The organism is Iningainema tapete BLCC-T55, assembly GCF_014698965.1.
Lineage (GTDB): Bacteria > Cyanobacteriota > Cyanobacteriia > Cyanobacteriales > Nostocaceae > Iningainema > Iningainema tapete.
Genome location: NZ_JACXAE010000072.1, coordinates 477,591 through 497,634, shown reverse-complemented (window position 1 = coordinate 497,634; position 20,044 = coordinate 477,591). Strand labels below are relative to the sequence as shown.

Here is a 20,044-nt window from a genome sequence, read left to right as displayed (position 1 = left end):
GGATTATCTGTGTTTATCTGTGGTTTAATTATCCTGCTTTGAGAGCTTTATTTCTTTCTAGCGGCGATCGCTTTTTGATCGTCTTTATCTTGCATTTCTAGAAGTTCTGGGATCGTAACAAAGCGATATCCTTGTTTTCTAAATTTATTAATAATCTCTGGTAAAGCTTGTACAGTGTTGGAACGGTTTCCACCGCCATCATGTAGGAGAACTATCCCACCAGGGCTTGCCGCTCTCATCACATTATTAATTAACCTTGGCACTCCGGGACGGCTATAATCTATGGAATCCGATGACCACATTATAGTCGCGTACTTTTTGTTTCTGGCGTAATCAGCTACCCCGTTGTGCATCTTTCCACCTGGTGGGCGGAACAAATTTGTTCTCACCCCTGTGATCTGATAGATTTGGTCTGTTGTGCGTTCTATCTCAAAGGCAGCTGCTTGTGGATTCATATAGTGATACCAGTGATGCCAAGTATGATTACCAATAGCATGACCTTCTGTCACTATTCGCTTGGTTACTTCTGGATGCTCTTTTAAGTTTTGCCCAACAACAAAAAATGTGCCTTTGATGTTATTTTTCTTCAGTATATCTAACACCTGTGCTGTAGTTCCAGCCCAAGGACCATCATCAAAGGTGAGAGCAATTACTTTCTCTGGTTTACTTAGTTTTGCTTGTACAATTGTTGCTCCTTGAAAGCGTGTTGGTAAAAAGTAGCCAAAACCTTTAGCTTTTGCTTCTTGCTGCCAAGTCGTCAAAAGCGCCGCCTTTAGTTTTTCAATCCGTTGTGCTGTTTGTGTTTGAGCGGCGATAATTTTTGGATTTGTACTTGGTTTTGTCTGAGCCTCTATGGTATTGGGATTTATTGGTAAAATTAAACCAAGGGTTAAACTACCACATAAAGCAGTGAGTGCAAATAATATTCCCTGCGGCCATGCGAACGATTTATGATTTTCCACGACACAGATCCTCAACGGGTTTCACCGTAAGTCATAAACCTGATAATAAGTTCTAATACAGTTTTCGTAGGAATCAGATACTTAATTATTCTCTGTTAATCCGGAAATTTACCCTAGATTAACAGAAATTTAGCAATTTTAATAGGTAATTAGATTACATCCAAAGCTTAAATTCTTTGGTTTTTATCGCCATTGCTGATCATCGGTAAATAGGCGTTTAATGATTAACCTATCGTACACAGTATGATACTATCAATTAATACGAAAAATTAGTCTTTTTGTTGACCAGCTACATTGTACTGCTTAATTTTATTCATTCATTTAAAAAAATATTAAATTTTTACACGACAAACTTTTTCACTAGACGTAAATCACATTCCGAGAGTTTCTCCTTACTACACCATATTTAATCAATAATCCAGATATTCTCCATTAAAAAATTAATAGCCATGTCATCTATTTTGCATAATGATACCTATAAGTACTTACAGCTTAAGTAAAGCTACTGTTGGCACTTTTTTCGGTAAAAAAATTATACTTACCACACTATTAACGTTAATCTCAAATACTAACGTCTACCGTGTAAACACTGAAAAGTAGTGGGGAGTTTAATCTAAGCAACCCATAACTTTTGCGCAAATCGCACAGCAAAGCTTGCTAGTAATATGGAAAATAAGCCCATAACTGGGTATCTCCAACGCGAATGACGAGCAAGTAGTAAACCAAGTGCGATCGACACTGACACGATACCATAAGTTAGGCGATTTAGGGAGATAGTACTTCCAGATGCTAGCAGTAGACCAATACCGCAATAACCATAGACTAAGGTAATTGGGCTAAGTTCAGTACGTAATCGCCATAATAGATAAAGACCACCAAAAATCATCACAACATTGGTTAAGGGATCGCCAGCCAACAGCCATAAAAATAAAGCTAAGCAGATAAAACCGTATTCTAGCTTGGCATTACCCAATTTTTGGCGAAAGTGCCATAATAAATAACCACTGCCAACAATAATCACGAATAGCAGTGGATGCCAAGGATCTTTAATGTAGCCGTACTTCCAATTAGTTGTACCGACTACAATTTGCATCAGCATTTTCAACCAATCTAGCCAATCAATACCCAATGAAGGACGCCACGCTTTCTGGGCATGGAGGAAAGCCAAAGCATCACCAAGTTTGATGTGGCAATATAGGCTAAATACAAATAAACCGCTACCTGAAGCACAACTGGCAATATAAGCTTTCACACCTCTACGTTCAATCCCCGCCACAAGCAAAAAAGCAAGTATTAACGCGATCCCGGTAGGACGTGTTGCAGTGGCTAATGCACCCCAAAGTGCTGTTTGAGTATACTGTTTTTGATCAAAAGCTTTTAAAGCCGCTGTACTAAATAAGAGGTACAGTCCTTCTGCATAAATGACTGTGCCAAATAAAGATAAAGGACACCACGCTAACACTGCTGTTGTCCATCTTGCTGTGCTACTTCCATGCCGCTCGTTCATCCAAGCGTACAATACTAGTAGCGCTCCTAAAAAAGCTATGTTGTTGACCAATGTACCTGCTACTGTCCAAGGTAAGCCAAAGGTCATTAATGTGCGGGTAAATAAAGGTAGTAAGGGGAAGAAGACAATAAATACAGGTTGTTTTTGCTCGATTATTAAGCGATCGTAACCGTCAGTTGCTATTCTTTCGTAGAAGGTACTATCCCAAGCTGAAAAAACATGCCACCCTTGGTTGGGAGCAATTAACAACATAATTATGCATATAAAGGCGCGGCTCGATAGCCACATTATCAGGGGGTAAAATAACCAGATACCCGACTTCTTAAAGAAGTCGGGTATCTGAGGAATCTTATGAAGCTGATTTCTCAAATAGGTAAACATCATTGCGATGAAAGATTGACTTAAATTTTGGATGATTTTTTAGTTGGGTTACGTAATTAATAGCTAATTTTTTATGCGCCCGTGAAAAGGTATGGCGGGTATTTAGTAATATATAATCGAATTTAGCAAAATCAATTTCGGGAGTTTCGGGAGATAGCAAATTAATAACTTTTCTCTGGCTTAAATGTGGAGCAGTTTCATCTAAGGTAAGAACATTTGCTTCCGGTTTTACAAGTGCGATCGCCTCACGAGTAGCTTGCCAAGTATCTAGAGATGACAGATACTTTCCGCCAAAATGACCATATTTAGCTAAAGCTAAAAACGCTACTAACGACCATAATATGATGGCACGTTTGTGTTTGAACCATCCCCGTCCTGCGGCAAGGCTATTAATGACAACTAAAAATAAAAATGGTATAATTGATAAAGAATACTGGTGAATTAAATCTTTCTGTGGGCGGTAGTCAGCAAGAATATTGATTACCAAAGTAGGAATCGCAGCGATCAAAGGCGTCATTTGTGCAAGTGAAAAGCTCCAAATTACAGGTGCTACCAGCAGAATTAAATATTCCAGGTTCGCTAAAGAAAAAACTTTTCCCAAAACAATTCCTGGGTGGAAGAGGAAATTTTTAATCATTTCTGGAAACGAGTTTCCCAGATAGCTATATCTATAAATATGACGATCCACTGACGCAGCAGATCCACCAAAATAAGGAATAATCCCCTTCGTCGCAATTATAAACCAAGCGATCCCGGAAAGTAGTGCGATCGCACCATACAAACGTCGCTGCTCAAATACCAGCAGCCAAACCCCCAGTGCAGCAACTGTTAAAGATAATACCGCCTTACACCCAAACACCAAGATAATACTGACACAAAACCAGCCAATTTTTCTTGCTCTTGTCGCCCACACCGCCGTCAATAGTGCTGGTACAGCAATGACATCTGGGTGAAAATCAAACAAACTGATGTTGAATACTAGTGGGTATAACAAGTAAGCTGCGGCTACTGCTATTCCAAGATTCTGCTTTAATCCTGCTTGTTGCGCTAGCTGATAGATGGGCAAAGCACCTAACGCTAAAGCTACTGCTTGTACAGCAAATAGCCAATAAACACTAGGGTAGATTTTGTATAGTACAGCTAATGGGTAAAAAATCCAAGCGGCATGATCGCCAAGAATGTGAAAACCAATTAAAGAAGATATTGGTTTTTCTCCTTGACTGATTAAGTAAACTACTTGATCGAAAATTGCTAAGTCTAAGGCGGTTGATTTAAAAAGAAGGTGTTTTACTGTGCTACAGGTGAATAAGATTAAAGCACTCACACCTATTATTAAGTTTATGGTATTAAGATTACCGAGTTTTTTGCTCATCCCTCCTGTCTCCTGTCTCCTTCAACCAAGCCATTTATCTTGACCGTAATTAATCCATTGTTTGACTAAAGTGATGGCTGAGATTACAATGAATAATAGCAGGGTTTTGTATTTGGTTGCGTCGAGAATACAACGATATATATATCCAACTGCGAGGAAAAAGTAAGGTAATGCGAATATAAATCTAGCTAGACTATATAGACGGTCTTGTGTGAATATTACAATAATAGAGTGAATGGCAGCAAAGTAGACGCAAAACCAAAAGATATAGTTTTTAGATAAGCTGTAAGTGTAATCTGATGTTATCAGCTTATCTAGTTTTAGTTTTTGCCGTTTGATAAATTGAAAAGCGTATAAAATAATGAGTAAGGGTGGGTAAAGGAATAATATGCTCCAGAATATAGATTTAGGTTTGTATATGTATGGTTCGCGTTGAATAATTTTGAAGTAAATAAATGTAAGTGATAAGCATAAAATGATTAAGGGTAGATAGAGTCCTAATAGGTCGAAGAATAATGATTTAGGGTAAAATAATAGTTCTACGTGTAATCCAAATTTTTTACTCCAGGATTTCTGATCGAGAAAAGGAGCAAAAAAGTTACCTCTAGTTTTTAAACAGAAGCTTCCGTACAGAGAATATCCTAGTATGGATGATATCCAGATGGTAAGAGTTGTTTTTAGATCAGAATTGAACCCCCCAACCCCCAAACCCCCCCTTGGGGGGGTGGGCAATAAACTTTGCGTGGGCAGAGGGGGTGGTGGAGGGGTATTTGCAAATGTTTTGCTCTGTAAAATTTCAAAAATAAAGATTGTTGCCAGGGCGGCTGTGCTAGAAAATAATATTTGTATCAATACTGGACGAGTTAAAGCCATCAAAAATGTGATGGGGAAAATAAGTAAAAGTTTCAGATTTTGATTAAGTTTTGATTGCGGTAGGCAAATCCAGATAAGTAGGGTACTTAGGGTGGCGAATAAGCTTTCTGTGTACCCAATCACACGGAAAATAGCCATCGGGTTAACAGTATAAGCTAAAACTAATAAAAAAGCTAAATTTATGCGTTCTAATCCTTTTTTAAATACCCAAAATAATAAGAAAGTTGAAATAAAGAATAAAATAGTGGCGACGATGACAAAGTAGTGTGCAGCTTGTTCTATAGTTTGAGGATGGAACAATGTCCGAATGATTAAAGGCCAAAGTGGATAGAAAGCGTCACAAATAGGATTTATAGCTTTGTAGGCGTATAGTTCTACATCCCAGTAGTAACTTTGCGAAAGCACGGCAGGAATTTCGGTAGATAATCGTATTGGCGAAAAGAATTTGTGGAAAGCTTCGGGAGATATCAGCATACCTACGGCAGCACACAAAATAAATGCGCCACAAATAATTAAAGGTATAGCTGTAATGATTATTCTTTTTTTAGTCATTCTTCTTCATAAACAAATACACATCGTCACGCTGATAGCTCAACTTAAATTCTGGCTGGCTTTTGAGTTGATTTGCCGCTTTTGTAGCAAATTCTTGATTACTTGACCATCCAGGATGACGCACGTTGAGTAATATATAATCAAAGGCACTATAATTTACTGGTGGAGAGTTAGCATTTGTCAAATTAATCAGTTTTCTCTGACTTAAATGAGGGGCAATTTCTGCTGTGGTAAGAACACTTCCTTTAGTTTGTACGAGTGCGATCGCATCACGAGTAGCTTGCAAAGTATCTATAGGTACTAAGTATCTCGACCAAAAATAACCAAACTTTGCCAAAGCTAAAAACGTCACCAAACACCATAAGATAATCGCACGTTTGTGCCTCAACCATCCAAGCTTGGCGGCAAAACTTTGAATTACCACCAAAAATAAAAATGGTAGAATTGGTAGAGAATATTGGTGGATTAAATCTTTTTGCAACCTATCCTCAGCTAAAAGGTTAAGCGCCAAAGCAGGAATAGCACCGAGCAAAGGCGTGATTCCTTGTCGTGAAAATCCCCAAATTACAGGTACTAGCAGTAAAACTAAATAGAAAAGGTTATCTACTGAAAAAAGTTTACCCAACAAGATATCTGGGTGGAAAAGCAAATTTTTAAAGATTTCCGGAAAAGATTTCCCCAGATAGCTATACCGAGAAATATGACGCTCTACCGACGCACCAGTACCACCAAAATAAGGGATGATACCTTTAGTCGCAATTATAAACCAGGCGATCCCAGAGAAAATTGCGATCGCACCATACAAACGTCGTTTCTCAAATACCAGCAAACATCCCAGCGCCACGACTGTTAAAGATAAAACCTCTTTACAAACGAATACCAAGAAGATACTCACACAAAACAACCAAATGCGTCCCCCCCTCGCCGCCCATACCGCCGTCAACAGTAATGGTACAGCCAAGACATCTGGGTGAAAATCAAACAAATTGATATTAAAAACTAGTGGATACAACAAGTAAGCAGCGGCAACAGCTACACCAAGATTATCCTTCAACCCAGCTTGTCTTGCTAAGTAGTAAATCGGCAAAGCTCCCAACGCCAAAGCAGCAGCTTGAAGAGCGAATAACCAATAAACACTAGGGTAGATCTTGTAAAGTACCGCCAAAGGATAGAAAATCAAAGCAGCATGATCGCCGAGAATGTGAAAACCAAGAAAAGAAGATATTGGTTTTTCCCCTTGACTGATAAGATAAATAGCCTGGTCAAAAATTCCTAAATCCCAAGCAGTAGATTGAAACAGAAGATGGCGTAAGCTGCTACAAACAAATAAAACTAAGGCACTTACGCCAATCATCCCACCAATAACACTAGGCATAATGAGTTTTTTTGGGAATGACGTTTTAGGCAACCCAAAGTTTCTGAGCAAATCGGATACACAAACTCAAAAGTGGCAGGGAGAAGAAGCCTATCACCGCGTACCCCCATTGTGGATAACGAGCAAGCAGCAACCCGAATGCGATCGCCAAAGATACAATACCATAAGCGTAGCGTTCAACAGAAAGAGTAAGTCCGGTATTGAGGATTAAACCGTAAGAGCAAAAGCCATACACAACCGCAACCAGAGGAAGTTGATTGCGTGAAAACCACAGCAAAAATAATCCACCAAAAATGAGTACAATTTTAACTAACGGATCGTAGGAAAATGGCTCACCTGGTAAAGGATTACGAGTGATGATCCACAGCAACATCCATAACAGATAAAATCCATAGCGCATCTTGGCACCCAGTTGCCTACGGAAGTACCATAACAAAAAAGCACTACAGACAATCATCGCAAACAGCAGTGGATGCCACAGTTGAAAAGAATTATTAATATCTTTTGTCCCCAAGACAATTTGTAGCAGCATTTGCCACCAGCCCTGCCCATCAAACCCAAAAGAAGAGCGCCAACCTTTCTGTGCATGAAGGAATGCCAAAGGATCGCCAAATTTAATCAAGCAATACAGACTAAAAAGAAATAAACCGCCACCAGCAGCACAACTTGCAACGTAAGCTTTTACCTCACGGCGCTCCTTCCATGCCACAAATAAAAAACTAGGTATAAGCATAGCTCCACTCACTCGCGTTGCGGTAGCTAAAGATCCCCAAAAAGCGAACCTAATATGCTGATGTCGATCAAAAGCACGTAAAGCCGCCGTGCTACATAATAAAAACAGCCCTTCAGTGTAAATTATCGTTCCGTAAAGAGAATAAGGACACCATGCTAAAGTAGCAGTTGCCCACCTAGCTGCACTTTTACCATAACGCTCCTCAACCCAAAAATACAGAACAATCAAAGCAGCTAAAAATGCTAGATTATTCACCAACATACCAGCCGCTTCAAACCTCAAGCCAAACGACATAACTATGTAGATGAGTAAAGGAAATAACGGGAAAAATGCAATAGAATGTTCCTTCCCATCCGGTGCATAATCGTAACCGACAGTTACTATTTTTTGATACCAAATACTATCCCATTCTGAGAAAGCTCTCCAGTTAAACATCGCCGCCGCACCATCAGGTGGAGCCGGAAGTAAAGGAGCAATGAACAAGATGGTAATAGCGATCGCAACTCGGCTAGATAGCCACATTATTACCGGGAAAATAATCTTTGTGTCTTGATAATTTTTGATTTCCAGCTTTTTATAATCAATCATTTTAAACAGGAGTAAAATTACTACTTGCTACAAGTAAGTAGATGAAATTAAATGTGAAATACACGCTTATGTTCGTAGTGAGCGCTTTAGCGTTCAATGCAAATATTTTAAGGGCTAAAGCCCTTACTACAAACTTTCGTTTATTTTCTCCAAATCACTAATATGACTCCGGTAACAATAAAGCTTAAACCGACGAAGCGAACTAAGGGAATAGATTCTCTAAATATGAAGTAACCCAGTAAAACTGAAAAAACGTAAACTAGTGAAGCAGATGGAGCGGCAATGCTTAAGTTAACTCTTGTTAAAAGGAGGATGTACGCTACAGCACCGAAACCATAGCAAGTTAGCCCAAATATAAGTTCATGGTTTGTGACAATGCCGAGAATCAAATTAACAAAATTTCCTACATTAACTCTGCCTAACTTCATTGCGCCCATTTTTAAAAATAACTGCCCTGCTACACTAGCAATAACTGATATTAGTAATAAAATAAATTCAGGCAAAGTCATAGGATTTTGGCTCTTATTTGCGCGATTTTGGATTGAATGTACAGACAAATTCTGGGACATGTGTACATCAATTCTTTTTTCCTGGGGTTTAAACCCCAGGCTATGAAGACTTGTGAATTGATACAGCAGACTGAGAAACACCGCTCATTTCCTTAACAGTATAAATAGGACGTCCCTTTACCTCCTCATATATACGACCAATATACTCCCCCAAAATACCAATACAAAACAATTGCACAGAACCCAAAAAAAACAAAGCAATTGTAATTAACGTATAGCCAATTAAAGGCGAAGCAGGATCGAACAAGCGCCAATACAGCACAAGGAATATCATTAGAATTGCTAACGCTGCAGACAGCATTCCCAAATAAGTAGCAAACCTGAGGGGAACTTTCGATAAAGAAACAATTCCGTTAACTGCCAATGCCCAAGACTTACCAAAGGTATACTTCACATTTCCCGCAAAACGAGGGTTGCGTTCAAAATGTACAGATGTTTGACTAAAACCCACCCAAGCACGTAAGCCGCGAATATAACGATTCCTTTCCGGCATAGCGTTCAGTATATCTACTACCTGCCGATCCATCAAGCAAAAATCTCCTGTATCAGCAGGTATATCCACGTCAGCAAGAATTTGCAGAATGCGGTAGAAGAGGTATGCTGTGAAGCGTTTGAGCCAACTTTCCTTCTGACGGGATATGCGCTGGGCATAAACTACTTGATACCCTTGTCGCCATTTCTCAATCATGGTTAAAATTAACTCAGGCGGATCTTGCAAATCGGCATCCATGACGATCGCAATCTTTCCTTGCACAAAGTTCAAACCCGCTGTCACAGCAATTTGATGACCGAAATTTCGCGCAAAACTTAGGTATCGCACCCGACTATCACGATGATGGAGTTCCCGAATCATACTAAGTGAGCGATCGCGACTACCATCATCAACTAAAATCAACTCTACATCACCGTCTAACTTTTCCATCACATTACAAATACGACGGTACATTTCCGGAATGTTCTCTTCTTCGTTATATATCGGTATAACTATTGAGTAGATTTGTTTAATCACGGCTAATTTTATCGGCACACTTGGGTTTAAATATTACAGTAATTAACCAGCCTGAGCGCGACAAGCTGGAGAACTTTAAAATTTTTTTTGTGCGAGAAGTAAAATGGATACACCAAAGGGAAGGCGAAAGCGACCGATCAAGTGACGTTCAGTAGCAAATAAAATAGTTAAAAATTGATTGACTAGTAGAGGTGGCTTTTTCAAGTCACTGCTGAGAGCAGAATTACTCTCAATGTGGAATAATTTTCGGAAAATACGCACACCAGCGACGAGAGGAAACAGAAAAGAGTTAAAATAACTACCGTGACGTACTGCAAAGCCTGCTTTAGACACAACTCGCTTTAAATCTCTCAAAACATAACGGCGCTTGTGATGATTAATCTCATCGTGATGACTCCACAAAAACTGGTACGCTGGAACGGTGATTAACAACCAACCTCCCGGCTTTAATTGAGAATGCAACTTGCGCAGCGCTGCCAAGTCATCATCAAGATGTTCCAAAACATCTAAGATGACAATCAAGTCATACTCAGTCGAGAAAGGAATGCGCTCTGGCAAGCTACCTAAATAAACTTTCGTCACTTGTCTTTGATTGGCAATAAGGCATGCAGTTTCATCTAACTCCATTGCCGAAACTTGACCGTGACGCGCTAGCATACTCAAGTTACCACCAGTACCACAACCTACCTCCAGAATTTGCGCGTTTTTTGGTAAAGTTAGTTGACGAATCACTTGATCGACAATCAAGCGACGACCAACAAACCACCAGTGTTGATCTTCAACTGCTGCATACTGTAGGTAAAAGTCTTTCTCCATATTGCTGTGAATGTTGCTTAATCGCTTTCATTTTATAAAAGACAAATCTAGCTTGCGCTTAACACTGACACTGGCAGCAATTTTTTTTGCTTTCATGTTGGTTTTTTCCCTACATCGCTTCTACACTTTATACGCCTCCTACGATCAAGCACTTTTTGACCAGCTTTTTTGGAATACTATACATGGAGACTGGTTTCAAGGCTCTCTCTCTTCAGGTCAATCGAGCGCCGTTTTACAAGATGGTCAAGTACATACAGTATTCTACTGCCATTTAGGACAACACTTTGTCATAGATTTTCTGTTATGGCTACCTATATACGCTTTATTCCCGAATGGTGCGACTCTTGTTGTTCTCCAAGTTACTCTCATTACTGCGGCAGGTATAGTTCTTTACTTTTTAGCACGACATTACCTGCCGGGTGCGATCGCCACTTTCATCGCTGCCAGTTATTATGGAGCTAATGCAGTAATAGGGCCTACTTTTGCCAATTTTTACGAACATAGCCAAATTCCTTTATTTGTTTTCTCTTTACTATTAGCTTTGGCAAAGCGTAAATGGTGGTTTTTTTGGCTGTTTGTAATTTTAATCTTAGGAATTCGCGAAGATACAGGTATTATTCTCTTTGGTATTGGTCTTTATCTACTTTTAAGTCGTAGCTATCCCCGTTTAGGTGTAGCGTTATGTCTGATTAGCTTTGGCTACATTGCGCTCTTGACTAATGGGATCATGCCTCTATTTTCTCATGATAATTCCCGTCTCTACCTCAGCTCATTCTTTGCTAAGTTTGCTCCCGGAAATCCTCGCCCCAATACTTTACAAATTCTCTGGGGTATGCTAAGCAATCCTGGGGTGCTGCTGGAAAGTTTGTTCTTTCCCCTTGACAAGCGGGTGAAATACTTTTTAGGGCAATGGCTACCTTTGGCGTTTGTACCTGCTATCTCCCCAGCTGCTTGGATGGTTAGTGCGCCTCCAATGTTGGTACTGCTAATTCAAGATAGGCAATTAGCTCTGGGTATGAGTGTTCGTTTTGCCTTAACTGTTGTTCCTGGCTTGTTTTACGGCACAATTTTATGGTGGCATCAACATCAAAGTAAGTTTAGGTCGCTGCGTCGTTGGTGGATAAGGTGTATTGTACTGTCAGTAGCGATCGCAATTACTTCTAGCCCCAATCAAGCTTTTTATTTTTTAATTCCTGACTCCATCAATCCTTGGGTTCATATTCCACTTACGCGCCAGTGGGAACATGTGGGCTATACCCGTCAATTAATCAAGTTGATTCCTCCGGAGAAAAGCGTTTCTGCAACTACTTTTGTGCTTCCTCTTCTGGCGACTCGTCGAGGAATTATTCGTTTCCCGGTTTTACAGTTACGGAATGATTTAAAAGAGGTTGTTGATGTTGATTATGTTTTGGCAGATTTATGGCGGCTGCAGCAGTATCAATCTGCTTTTAAGGTTGAGCGACAGCAGTTGCAAGATTATGTGGTTGAGGTTGATAAGGTTTTAGCGCAGGGTAGGTATGGTTTGGTTGATGTGCTTGATGGTGTTGTTTTGCTGGAAAAGCAAATTTCTTCCTCACCTCAGTCTTTAGGGCGGTGGTTGCAGTTTAAAAAAGAAATTCAGAATATAAAATTTTGTCCTTCGTGCCCTTCGCGTCTTCGCGGTTAAAAAATAAATTCTCAACCGCGAAGACACGAAGAACGCGAAGAATGAAGATTGAGTGATAAGAATTACCCACTTGATTTTATAGTGTAGTTGGAGTTTATTATAAGATCTTTGTGAAAGCTATTACTCTTGTTGGTTCAACTGGCTCTATCGGTACTCAGACTTTAGATATAGTGGCTCAGTACCCTTCGGAGTTTCGGATTGTGGGGTTGGCTGCTGGGAATAATGTGGATATGTTGGCGGAGCAAATTCGCGCCTTTCGACCTAGTATAGCAGCGATTTGTGCTGAGGAGAAGTTGTTAGTTCTTAGAGAAGCGGTTAAAGATGTTGATCCTCAACCGATTTTACTGGCTGGCGAGGCGGGGGTGATTGAAGTTGCTCGCTATGGTGATGCGGAAACTGTTGTTACGGGGATCGTTGGTTGTGCTGGTTTGCTACCTACTATTGCGGCAATTGAAGCTGGTAAGGATATTGCTTTGGCAAATAAAGAAACTTTGATTGCTGGCGCTCCTGTTGTTTTACCTTTGGTGGAAAAACATGGGGTGAAGTTATTACCAGCAGATTCAGAACATTCGGCTATTTTTCAGTGTCTGCAAGGTGTACCAAAAGGTGGTTTGCGGCGCATTTTGCTTACTGCTTCTGGTGGTGCTTTTCGAGATTGGGCTACAGAAAAGTTGGCGGAAGTTACTGTCGCTGATGCTATCAAACATCCTAATTGGTCGATGGGGCGTAAAATTACGGTGGATTCTGCTACTTTGATGAATAAGGGGTTGGAAGTGATTGAGGCTCACTTCTTATTTGGGTTGAATTATGATGATATTGAGATTGTGATTCATCCCCAAAGTATTATTCACTCTTTGATTGAGTTGCAAGATACTTCGGTTTTAGCTCAACTCGGTTGGCCTGATATGCGTTTACCTATACTATATGCTTTATCTTGGCCTGAGCGGATCTATACTAATTGGGAAAGATTGGATTTGGTGAAAGCTGGTAGTTTAACTTTTAAGGAGCCAGATCATCAGAAGTATCCTTGTATGAAATTAGCTTATGCTGTAGGACGTTCTGGTGGTTCGATGCCTGCTGTTTTAAATGCGGCAAATGAACAAGCTGTGGCTTTATTTTTAGCAGAGAAAATTAGATATTTAGATATTGCTCGGTGTCTGGAATCAGTTTGCGATCGCCATCAAAACGATCAATGTAACAATCCTTCTTTAGATGATATTATAGCAGCCGACCGTTGGGCAAGACAAGAAGTAATTAGTATTACGCAAAAGTTAGACTCCCGTGTAATTTCTTTACGCTAACCTTTGCGGTGATGTTGTTTCCCCTCATAGTTCCCAGCCAGAAGCTGGGAATGCTTTCCTGTGGGCTGCCGCCTCTACTAAAGTTCTAAAACATTTTTATTAAGTTATGCAAAAAGTTTGATTCAATACAGATTATTTTATTCCTGTTGGGTACACTAATCACAGGAAAATTTGCTCAAAAAATCCCCGATTAGGGAGCATTCCTAAAAAGAAGATTCGCAACAGAAATTGTTACCAAATGTAACAAAGGCATTTTTAAACAAATACTTTACATAACTTAAAAGTTTCTCAAGGATTAATCTCTATGATTATTGCTTTAATTGTGGCTTGGATAGTATTCACAATTTTAGTAAAAATACTGAAAACTACAGTAAGCAATGCGCTTACTGTTGCGGCAGTTATCGTTTTGTTGCAGGTAGGTTATGGCATTACTCCGCAAGATATTTGGCAACAGTTAATGCAGCTACCACAAAATCTGACGCACCTGAAAAAAATAATGTAGAGACGTTACATGTAACGTCTCTACATTGTGGAAATTTTAGCTAAGGCATCTTGGAAATTTGTTGGTAACTGACGCATGATTTTACCTCTTTGACGATCTACTGCAACTAAGGTCACTGCTGCGGTAACATATAATTCCTGGCGATCGCCTGATTCAATTGCATAATCCCAATTAATCCGGACGCCACTTACCGTCATGCGTGTTTTTACTACCGCTACCTTACCTAATTGAATTGGTTGGTGATAGCGTACAGACAATTCAACAACTGGTAATTCACAGCCCAAAGCCACTAAATTAGCATATTCAACACCGATTGAACGTAAACATTCCACCCGAGCTTCTTCCATCCAAGCTATGTACGTGCCATGCCAAACAACACCTGCATAATCGGTGTGGTGGGGTTGTACTTTGACAGGATACTCAAACCAATTTTTAGCTTCCTTACCTTTTGGACTATCAATGGTAAGTGTAGGGGGAAGTTGTGATTGATTTAGGTTTTCTTGATTCATTTTAAACTTTCTTCGCAATTCAGAAAGATTTTCTACCTGTATAATGGCAAACAATGGTTAGTAAGATACTTCTATTATTTTAGATGGAAATGGAAAACGAGCAAGCTTTAGAGAAGTTGCTACTGAGTCAATACTTAGAGCAGATTTGGTAGTGTTGAGCGCTTGCGAAACTGGCTTGGGCGGTTATTTCGGTAACGGTGAGAAAATTTTGGGTTTTGGTTACCAAATTCAAAAAACTGGGGCAAAGGCGGCGATGGCGTCTTTGTTAGCTGTAGATGACGGAGGTACTCAAGCTTTAATGAATGCTTGTTATAGTCTAATGTCCTCTGGTAAGTTGACACAAGCCCAAGCCTTAAGACAAGCGCAAATTACTTTAATTGCTGGGGACTTTTCTTTCCTCAGACAATAGCGTATTTGTAATCACCAACGAGAAGTAGTGGGCAGTAGTTTTAATCACCCCTACGATTGGGTATAGTTGATTTTGATGGAGAATAGATTGCCATTCCTAATTTGAACTACCCCAATAGCACAGAAATTCTTATCTTTTGGCGAGGGTTTTGTTACCTGTGTTGGTTTGCACAGGAGGGTATTTAATGATGTTGGCAAGTTCCTGTAACTGGTTTACTGCCTCTGCACCTTCTAATTTCATTAGTTCGCGATCGTCGCGCATTTCCGTCCAAGTGATCCCGTAATCAGATACCAGAAACCGAATCAAGTGGTTTTCTCCCAGGCTAACCATAAAAGAAGCACTATTCATCTGATCTCCACAGGTATAGCAAGAAGCGGGATATCCACGCCGTTCTAGTACTATTGCCAAAGCTTGTAGGTTCATTACCAAGTCTTGGACAAATTGTCGATGTTGTTGCGCTAGTCTCAGAAACACTTTTTTTCTCCTAACACCACAGTGATTTTAGACTCTTTTAGATTTTCTTTAGATTTTCTTCCCAAGTGGTATTGTAAACTATTCATTACCATTTCTAGATAGTCATAGACTTGTTCAGCGGCTACCTTGCTTAAGGTAGTCCAAATCGGCTTGTTTCGCCGTATCAAAGTATTCAGTTTGCTTAATTTAGATATCCGACAGGATCATTAATCTTTACATTTTTTTCATATATCCCTGTCAGGGTAGATGGTAGCAGATGACGATCCGATTTAAGAGTAGCGCAAATTGCACACAAGTCAACTACGTAAAAAGACACATATAGCTTCGTAAAAAGTAATTTTTCGCGGAAAAATGTAGTTAAAGATGCTTTTTACGCAATCGCACGTCTTTACTCTTCAATTCAGCTTTTGAGTAGCTTGTCAACTCTAAAACAGCCAACAGGTAGAAAGTACTCAAGCTTGATGTCAGCTACTTTAATTTATCCTGTGTATTTTGAGTATGGTAGATGTAGCTAATGTCGTTGAATTGTTGCTACTAACTATTGGTAATTTGTTTTACTTCACTGTTTGTAAGACGCTTCTCATCGACGATCCCAAGTTTTTCACCCAAATCATTTTACATATGACTGACAATAACTAAAAACACGGGAGCGATGTTGCCATTTCGGCAGCATTTTTCTCAATTGAAAGTAAAAAGTAGTGTTTTATACTATTTATTCTAGTTGATGTCCAGCGATCCCCACCGAAGAAATTTGATTTACTGTATAAAAATTTATTAAAACTTAAAGGCAGCTGGGTTGTCCTAGCTGCCTTCATGAAAAAAATATATAGTATTGGTTTAAACTACTTGCCACCAACCAAAAGCCGGACCGATAAAACGAATTGTTAACCAAGCTACAATCATTACACCAATACCAATCCAGGCACCCTTGCTAGACCATTTTACGAATAGTTCTGCTTGATTTTTGGTGATAGGAACCCACGGTAAGATACGAGTATCTTGACCGTATTTCTCTCCCAGTGCGGCTTTACGACGCTTTGCTTCGCCCATAGTTTTAAAAATGAAATTCAGATCTAGGCTGATAATAACGTTAAGTAGGGTGTAAGGTACCAATTCGTAATTCGTAATTCGTAATTCGTAATTATGAAGGTAGGGTATGGGTTCTGGAGTCTGAATCTGTTGCTTTGATGTTCGCTCATTGGAGGGGGTAGGGTGTATTAGTCTGTATCGTCCTTGTTGGCAGCAGAGAACAAATTGGGATCAAGATAGTTAATGCGAGCCAAAGGACTTAGGGCAGCGAGAATTTGCACACCATAACTACGCACAACTACACGATTATCAAGTAAGGCAACAATACCTTGATTTTCTCGCACCGGAGCTATTGCCCTTTGCAACTCATTTATTGCCACGGGCAACAAGTACAGCCGAAACCAATCTTGATGCGATCGCTTATAGTGAGCTACCCTAAGAGCTACTAATGGATGTTCTAAAGATGGTAGAGGTAAAGTAGCAATCACAAGCAGCCCTGGTGCTGGCAAGACTTTTTGATGTTCTCGCCAAAATTCCCAACCACTGACTAAAATACCATTTTCATCCAAACAAGTTTTTTCTACCTGTACTCGCGAACCAAATTCAGAGGCAAGAATTGCTCCTACTTGAGATTTCAACGGTACATCACCCACCAGCACAACAGTTAATTCTGATGCTGTAGCACTCAGACACACTAAAGTGCGAACTTTATTGATAAATGCCGCTTGAAATTCTGGTGTATTGGGTAAAGGTAATTGATAGGGTATGTACAGTTGAATTGCTTCGCTTTGGTTATCTGAGGAAAACTTGAGACAAGTTACATCTTCCAAACCCAAACTGGAGCGAAAAATTGGTGCCTCGGTTTCCGGTTCTAAGGAACTGCCAATTAGTACTACTGGTTGACGTTGCCAAATTGGCGATAGTATTTTTCCTAATTCAACAGGAACACAGTGTAAAGAAAATAAACCTTGACGACGGGCAATTGTCGCCCACAGCAGAGGTGGGGACGGGGGGGGCGTCTGGATAGTAGTAAATTGTAATGAGTCGCGGAAGTTTTTCCAAGATTCGGGGAGGTGAGCGGGGTGTAGTACCGAGAACAGACGGCACAAAATTTCTTCTTCTTGAGCAGAAATCAGATAACATTCATAGGGATTTACTGGATGCTGAAACAGTTCGTGTGTAATTTGTACCCGTGCAGAGCGAATGATTTCCCCTTGATTGGGGTAAGCAAGCATCAGTTGATCCCAGTCATATGGTTCAATGCTGACGGTAAGTTGATCGCGTACCCAATCTTCTAAATCGTCTACGCCATCGATAATTGTCGGAATGCCAGCGGGAAAATTATTACCAGATAGCTGTGCTTTTAACCAAGCTTGGGGGGAAATTAGGAAAAGTCCTTGGAACTCACCACCAGGCCAAGTTTCACCCGTTCTAATCGGTTTATTAACTTGTAGCCACTGCTGTAGGCGGGGAATTTCTACTTGGAGTAGGCGTTGCTGTACTGTTGGTGTCGCCACAATAATTACAGGATCGTGCCACATTAATGCCGATGCACTGTAACTGGTACGATACCGTCCTTGGTAGCCACAAGCCGCCCCTACTTGAATTAAGGCGCTACGTCCTAAGCGCAAGGCGCGTGCTACCAACCGTGCCATCGTCAAATGATGGGGCCACGTTGGGAAACCCGCCTGCGATCGCAGGAAGTTATGTAGTGACAAATGAACTTCTGCCTCAATCACACGCTTATAATCCCATACAAAGTGATTTTTACTTGCTGTCTCCCCATTTCTATTATGTTGTCAGTTTGAGTAGTTAGCTGTTAGTTGTTAATTGTTACTTCTAACTACTCATCACTATTAACCCTGTATGCCAACCTATAAAGGAATTTCCAGCGAAGCCTTCAGACATCCCCTGGATCGCCAAGCAGAACTTGCATTACGCAGTTTACCTGGATTTGATTTTCTCGCTCGTAAATTTGTGGAATTCTTTGCTGAGCGCCCTCAGTTAATTTATCTAATGGGCAACACCATCCAAGTCGGGCCACGCCAATATTCCACTATTTACCAGATATTTCGCGAATGTGTGCGGGATTTGGACATTTACCCAGAACCAGCACTGTTTGTCGAGCAAAACCCCAGAGCAAATAGTTATGCACTGGGACAAGAGCATCCTTTGATAGTCATAGATACAGGGATCTTAGATCTACTGAACGAAGACGAAATTAGGGCGGTGCTTGCCCATGAACTGGGGCATATTAAGTGTAGTCATACTATTTTAATTCAAATGGCAGGGTGGGTAATGAGTGCTGCTTCCACCCTTGGGGATATGACCTTTGGGATCGGTAAATTCGTCAGTCAAGGTCTAATTTATGCCTTTTATGAATGGCGGCGCAAAGCTGAGTTATCTGCTGATCGCGCTGCGTTGTTGGTTTTAGATGACCTAAACCCGGTGATGAATTCAATGATGAAAGTCTCTGGTGGCAGTATCAAATACAACCATGAATGTAGCTTACAAGAGTTTATTCGCCAGTCAGAAAATTATCAAGCACTCGACGAAGATGGATTAAATCAAGTTTACAAATTTTTGATTTATAACGGTGGTGGTAGTATGCTCACCCATCCTTTTCCTGTAGATCGCTTGCATTATCTCCGGCAATGGGCAGTATCAGAAGAATATCAGCAAATCAAAAAAGGAAATTATCAGCGCTCTCCAAGTGAGGGAGCAGTTAACGTCACACCAGATACAACGCCTACCGAAGTAGAAAATTTACGCAGTCAGATTGAAGAATTGCTCATAGAAATCAACAGAATGAAAAAGTCATAGTAGCCTCCCTCGTTCCCAGTCAGAGGCTGGGAATGCACTCCTTGAAGCTCCGCCTCACAGTAGTGTTTTCCCCTAGAGAATGTAAGAGCTTGACTTAAGCAACAGGAACAAAATGAAAATCTGCTACTAATGGCAATTCCAAAAGAGGTTGATTTGATAACCTTTGGGAAAAAAATAGAATTTCCAGATTTTCAATTTCACCAGTAGTAGGGTTAAGACGAGCAGTCACACCATACTCAATTTCTGCTGGTTCTTGTTCTGGGTAAGGAGGGCGTTTGTTGATATACAGAATGTCTTCTTCTTTGTCGTATTCAAACCCTAATTTCGCGTCCATATCATTCGTGGTATATTGCTTCTATCTGGCTACTACCAAAAAACAATCATCATGTCTTTCCATGCCGTAGAGCCAAATCAGCAGATGGATTTTACTGAAGCTACTTTCGGATTTACTATCTATCTTTTAGTTGGCATTTTTGCTTACATACCTAACACAATTAAAAGCAAAAATCCTCAAAGAATCTATTCCCCTAGCAATTACTCTTTATAGAGAATGATTCCGATATAATCTTATTATAGCTCCAATTTTCTTTTCAG

Annotated in this window: 18 protein-coding genes and 1 pseudogene; 5 read left to right on the top strand and 14 right to left on the bottom strand. The window is 40.2% G+C overall.

Annotation, left to right across the window (positions count from 1 at the left end):
- Window positions 1-47 precede the first annotated feature (47 nt).
- The 9 genes from ICL16_RS23315 to ICL16_RS23275 all read right to left on the bottom strand — a co-directional run bounded on the left by ICL16_RS23315 (window position 48) and on the right by ICL16_RS23275 (window position 10,737).
- Window positions 48-962, bottom strand: a complete 915-nt coding sequence (locus ICL16_RS23315; protein WP_190832501.1) for a polysaccharide deacetylase family protein — start codon at window positions 960-962, stop codon at window positions 48-50.
- Window positions 963-1,575: 613 nt separating this feature from the next.
- Window positions 1,576-2,721: a mannosyltransferase family protein gene (locus tag ICL16_RS23310; protein WP_238360913.1), complete on the bottom strand. Its 1,146-nt coding sequence runs from the start codon at window positions 2,719-2,721 to the stop codon at window positions 1,576-1,578.
- A gap of 97 nt (window positions 2,722-2,818) precedes the next feature.
- Complete coding sequence (locus tag ICL16_RS23305) at window positions 2,819-4,222, bottom strand: DUF2079 domain-containing protein (protein ID WP_190832499.1); 1,404 nt, start codon at window positions 4,220-4,222, stop codon at window positions 2,819-2,821.
- A 21-nt stretch (window positions 4,223-4,243) separates the two neighbouring features.
- On the bottom strand, window positions 4,244-5,647 hold the full coding sequence (locus tag ICL16_RS23300) for a mannosyltransferase (RefSeq protein WP_190832496.1): 1,404 nt from the start codon (window positions 5,645-5,647) through the stop codon (window positions 4,244-4,246).
- Window positions 5,640-7,022, bottom strand: coding sequence for a DUF2079 domain-containing protein (locus ICL16_RS23295; protein WP_238360912.1), 1,383 nt, complete (start codon window positions 7,020-7,022; stop codon window positions 5,640-5,642). The genes ICL16_RS23300 and ICL16_RS23295 overlap by 8 nt, the downstream gene beginning before the upstream one ends.
- Window positions 7,023-7,047: 25 nt before the next feature.
- Window positions 7,048-8,343, bottom strand: coding sequence for a hypothetical protein (locus tag ICL16_RS23290; protein WP_190832494.1), 1,296 nt, complete (start codon window positions 8,341-8,343; stop codon window positions 7,048-7,050).
- 140 nt (window positions 8,344-8,483) lie between these two features.
- Window positions 8,484-8,852 (bottom strand): EamA family transporter, encoded by a 369-nt coding sequence (locus tag ICL16_RS23285; RefSeq protein ID WP_190832491.1) that lies wholly within the window; start codon window positions 8,850-8,852, stop codon window positions 8,484-8,486.
- A 100-nt stretch (window positions 8,853-8,952) separates the two neighbouring features.
- On the bottom strand, window positions 8,953-9,921 hold the full coding sequence (locus ICL16_RS23280) for a glycosyltransferase (protein ID WP_190832724.1): 969 nt from the start codon (window positions 9,919-9,921) through the stop codon (window positions 8,953-8,955).
- A 75-nt stretch (window positions 9,922-9,996) separates the two neighbouring features.
- Entirely contained in the window at window positions 9,997-10,737 is a 741-nt protein-coding gene (locus ICL16_RS23275) for a class I SAM-dependent methyltransferase (protein WP_190832489.1), read from the bottom strand.
- Between the two features lie 94 nt (window positions 10,738-10,831).
- Between ICL16_RS23275 and ICL16_RS23270 the strand changes: the two genes are divergently transcribed.
- The 3 genes from ICL16_RS23270 to ICL16_RS23260 all read left to right on the top strand — a co-directional run bounded on the left by ICL16_RS23270 (window position 10,832) and on the right by ICL16_RS23260 (window position 14,206).
- Complete coding sequence (locus tag ICL16_RS23270) at window positions 10,832-12,403, top strand: DUF2079 domain-containing protein (RefSeq protein WP_238360911.1); 1,572 nt, start codon at window positions 10,832-10,834, stop codon at window positions 12,401-12,403.
- Window positions 12,404-12,513: 110 nt separating this feature from the next.
- Window positions 12,514-13,704: a 1-deoxy-D-xylulose-5-phosphate reductoisomerase gene (dxr, locus tag ICL16_RS23265; protein WP_190832484.1), complete on the top strand. Its 1,191-nt coding sequence runs from the start codon at window positions 12,514-12,516 to the stop codon at window positions 13,702-13,704.
- A 304-nt stretch (window positions 13,705-14,008) separates the two neighbouring features.
- Window positions 14,009-14,206 (top strand): hypothetical protein, encoded by a 198-nt coding sequence (locus ICL16_RS23260; protein ID WP_190832482.1) that lies wholly within the window; start codon window positions 14,009-14,011, stop codon window positions 14,204-14,206.
- A gap of 20 nt (window positions 14,207-14,226) precedes the next feature.
- Here ICL16_RS23260 and ICL16_RS23255 read toward each other — a convergent pair whose 3' ends face one another.
- A complete protein-coding gene (locus tag ICL16_RS23255) occupies window positions 14,227-14,715 on the bottom strand; it encodes an acyl-CoA thioesterase (protein WP_190832480.1) in 489 nt (162 codons plus the stop codon).
- 64 nt (window positions 14,716-14,779) lie between these two features.
- Here ICL16_RS23255 and ICL16_RS23250 point away from each other — a divergent pair.
- Window positions 14,780-15,190 (top strand): annotated as a pseudogene (locus ICL16_RS23250) (CHAT domain-containing protein); the annotation flags it as partial.
- Window positions 15,191-15,253: 63 nt separating this feature from the next.
- Here ICL16_RS23250 and ICL16_RS23245 read toward each other — a convergent pair.
- The 3 genes from ICL16_RS23245 to ICL16_RS23235 form a co-directional block, all read right to left on the bottom strand.
- Window positions 15,254-15,598: a DUF1815 family protein gene (locus ICL16_RS23245; protein WP_190832478.1), complete on the bottom strand. Its 345-nt coding sequence runs from the start codon at window positions 15,596-15,598 to the stop codon at window positions 15,254-15,256.
- Window positions 15,599-16,435: 837 nt separating this feature from the next.
- Complete coding sequence (locus ICL16_RS23240) at window positions 16,436-16,648, bottom strand: DUF2839 domain-containing protein (protein ID WP_190832475.1); 213 nt, start codon at window positions 16,646-16,648, stop codon at window positions 16,436-16,438.
- Between the two features lie 167 nt (window positions 16,649-16,815).
- Window positions 16,816-18,366 carry an ATP-dependent DNA helicase gene (locus ICL16_RS23235; RefSeq protein WP_190832472.1) on the bottom strand — a complete coding sequence of 517 codons (1,551 nt, stop codon included), beginning with the start codon at window positions 18,364-18,366 and terminating at the stop codon, window positions 16,816-16,818.
- 127 nt (window positions 18,367-18,493) lie between these two features.
- Between ICL16_RS23235 and ICL16_RS23230 the strand changes: the two genes are divergently transcribed.
- On the top strand, window positions 18,494-19,450 hold the full coding sequence (locus ICL16_RS23230) for a M48 family metallopeptidase (protein ID WP_190832470.1): 957 nt from the start codon (window positions 18,494-18,496) through the stop codon (window positions 19,448-19,450).
- A gap of 94 nt (window positions 19,451-19,544) precedes the next feature.
- On the opposite strand, the gene ICL16_RS23225 is transcribed toward ICL16_RS23230, so the two are convergent.
- Window positions 19,545-19,784: a DUF2283 domain-containing protein gene (locus ICL16_RS23225; RefSeq protein ID WP_190832468.1), complete on the bottom strand. Its 240-nt coding sequence runs from the start codon at window positions 19,782-19,784 to the stop codon at window positions 19,545-19,547.
- Window positions 19,785-20,044 lie beyond the last annotated feature (260 nt).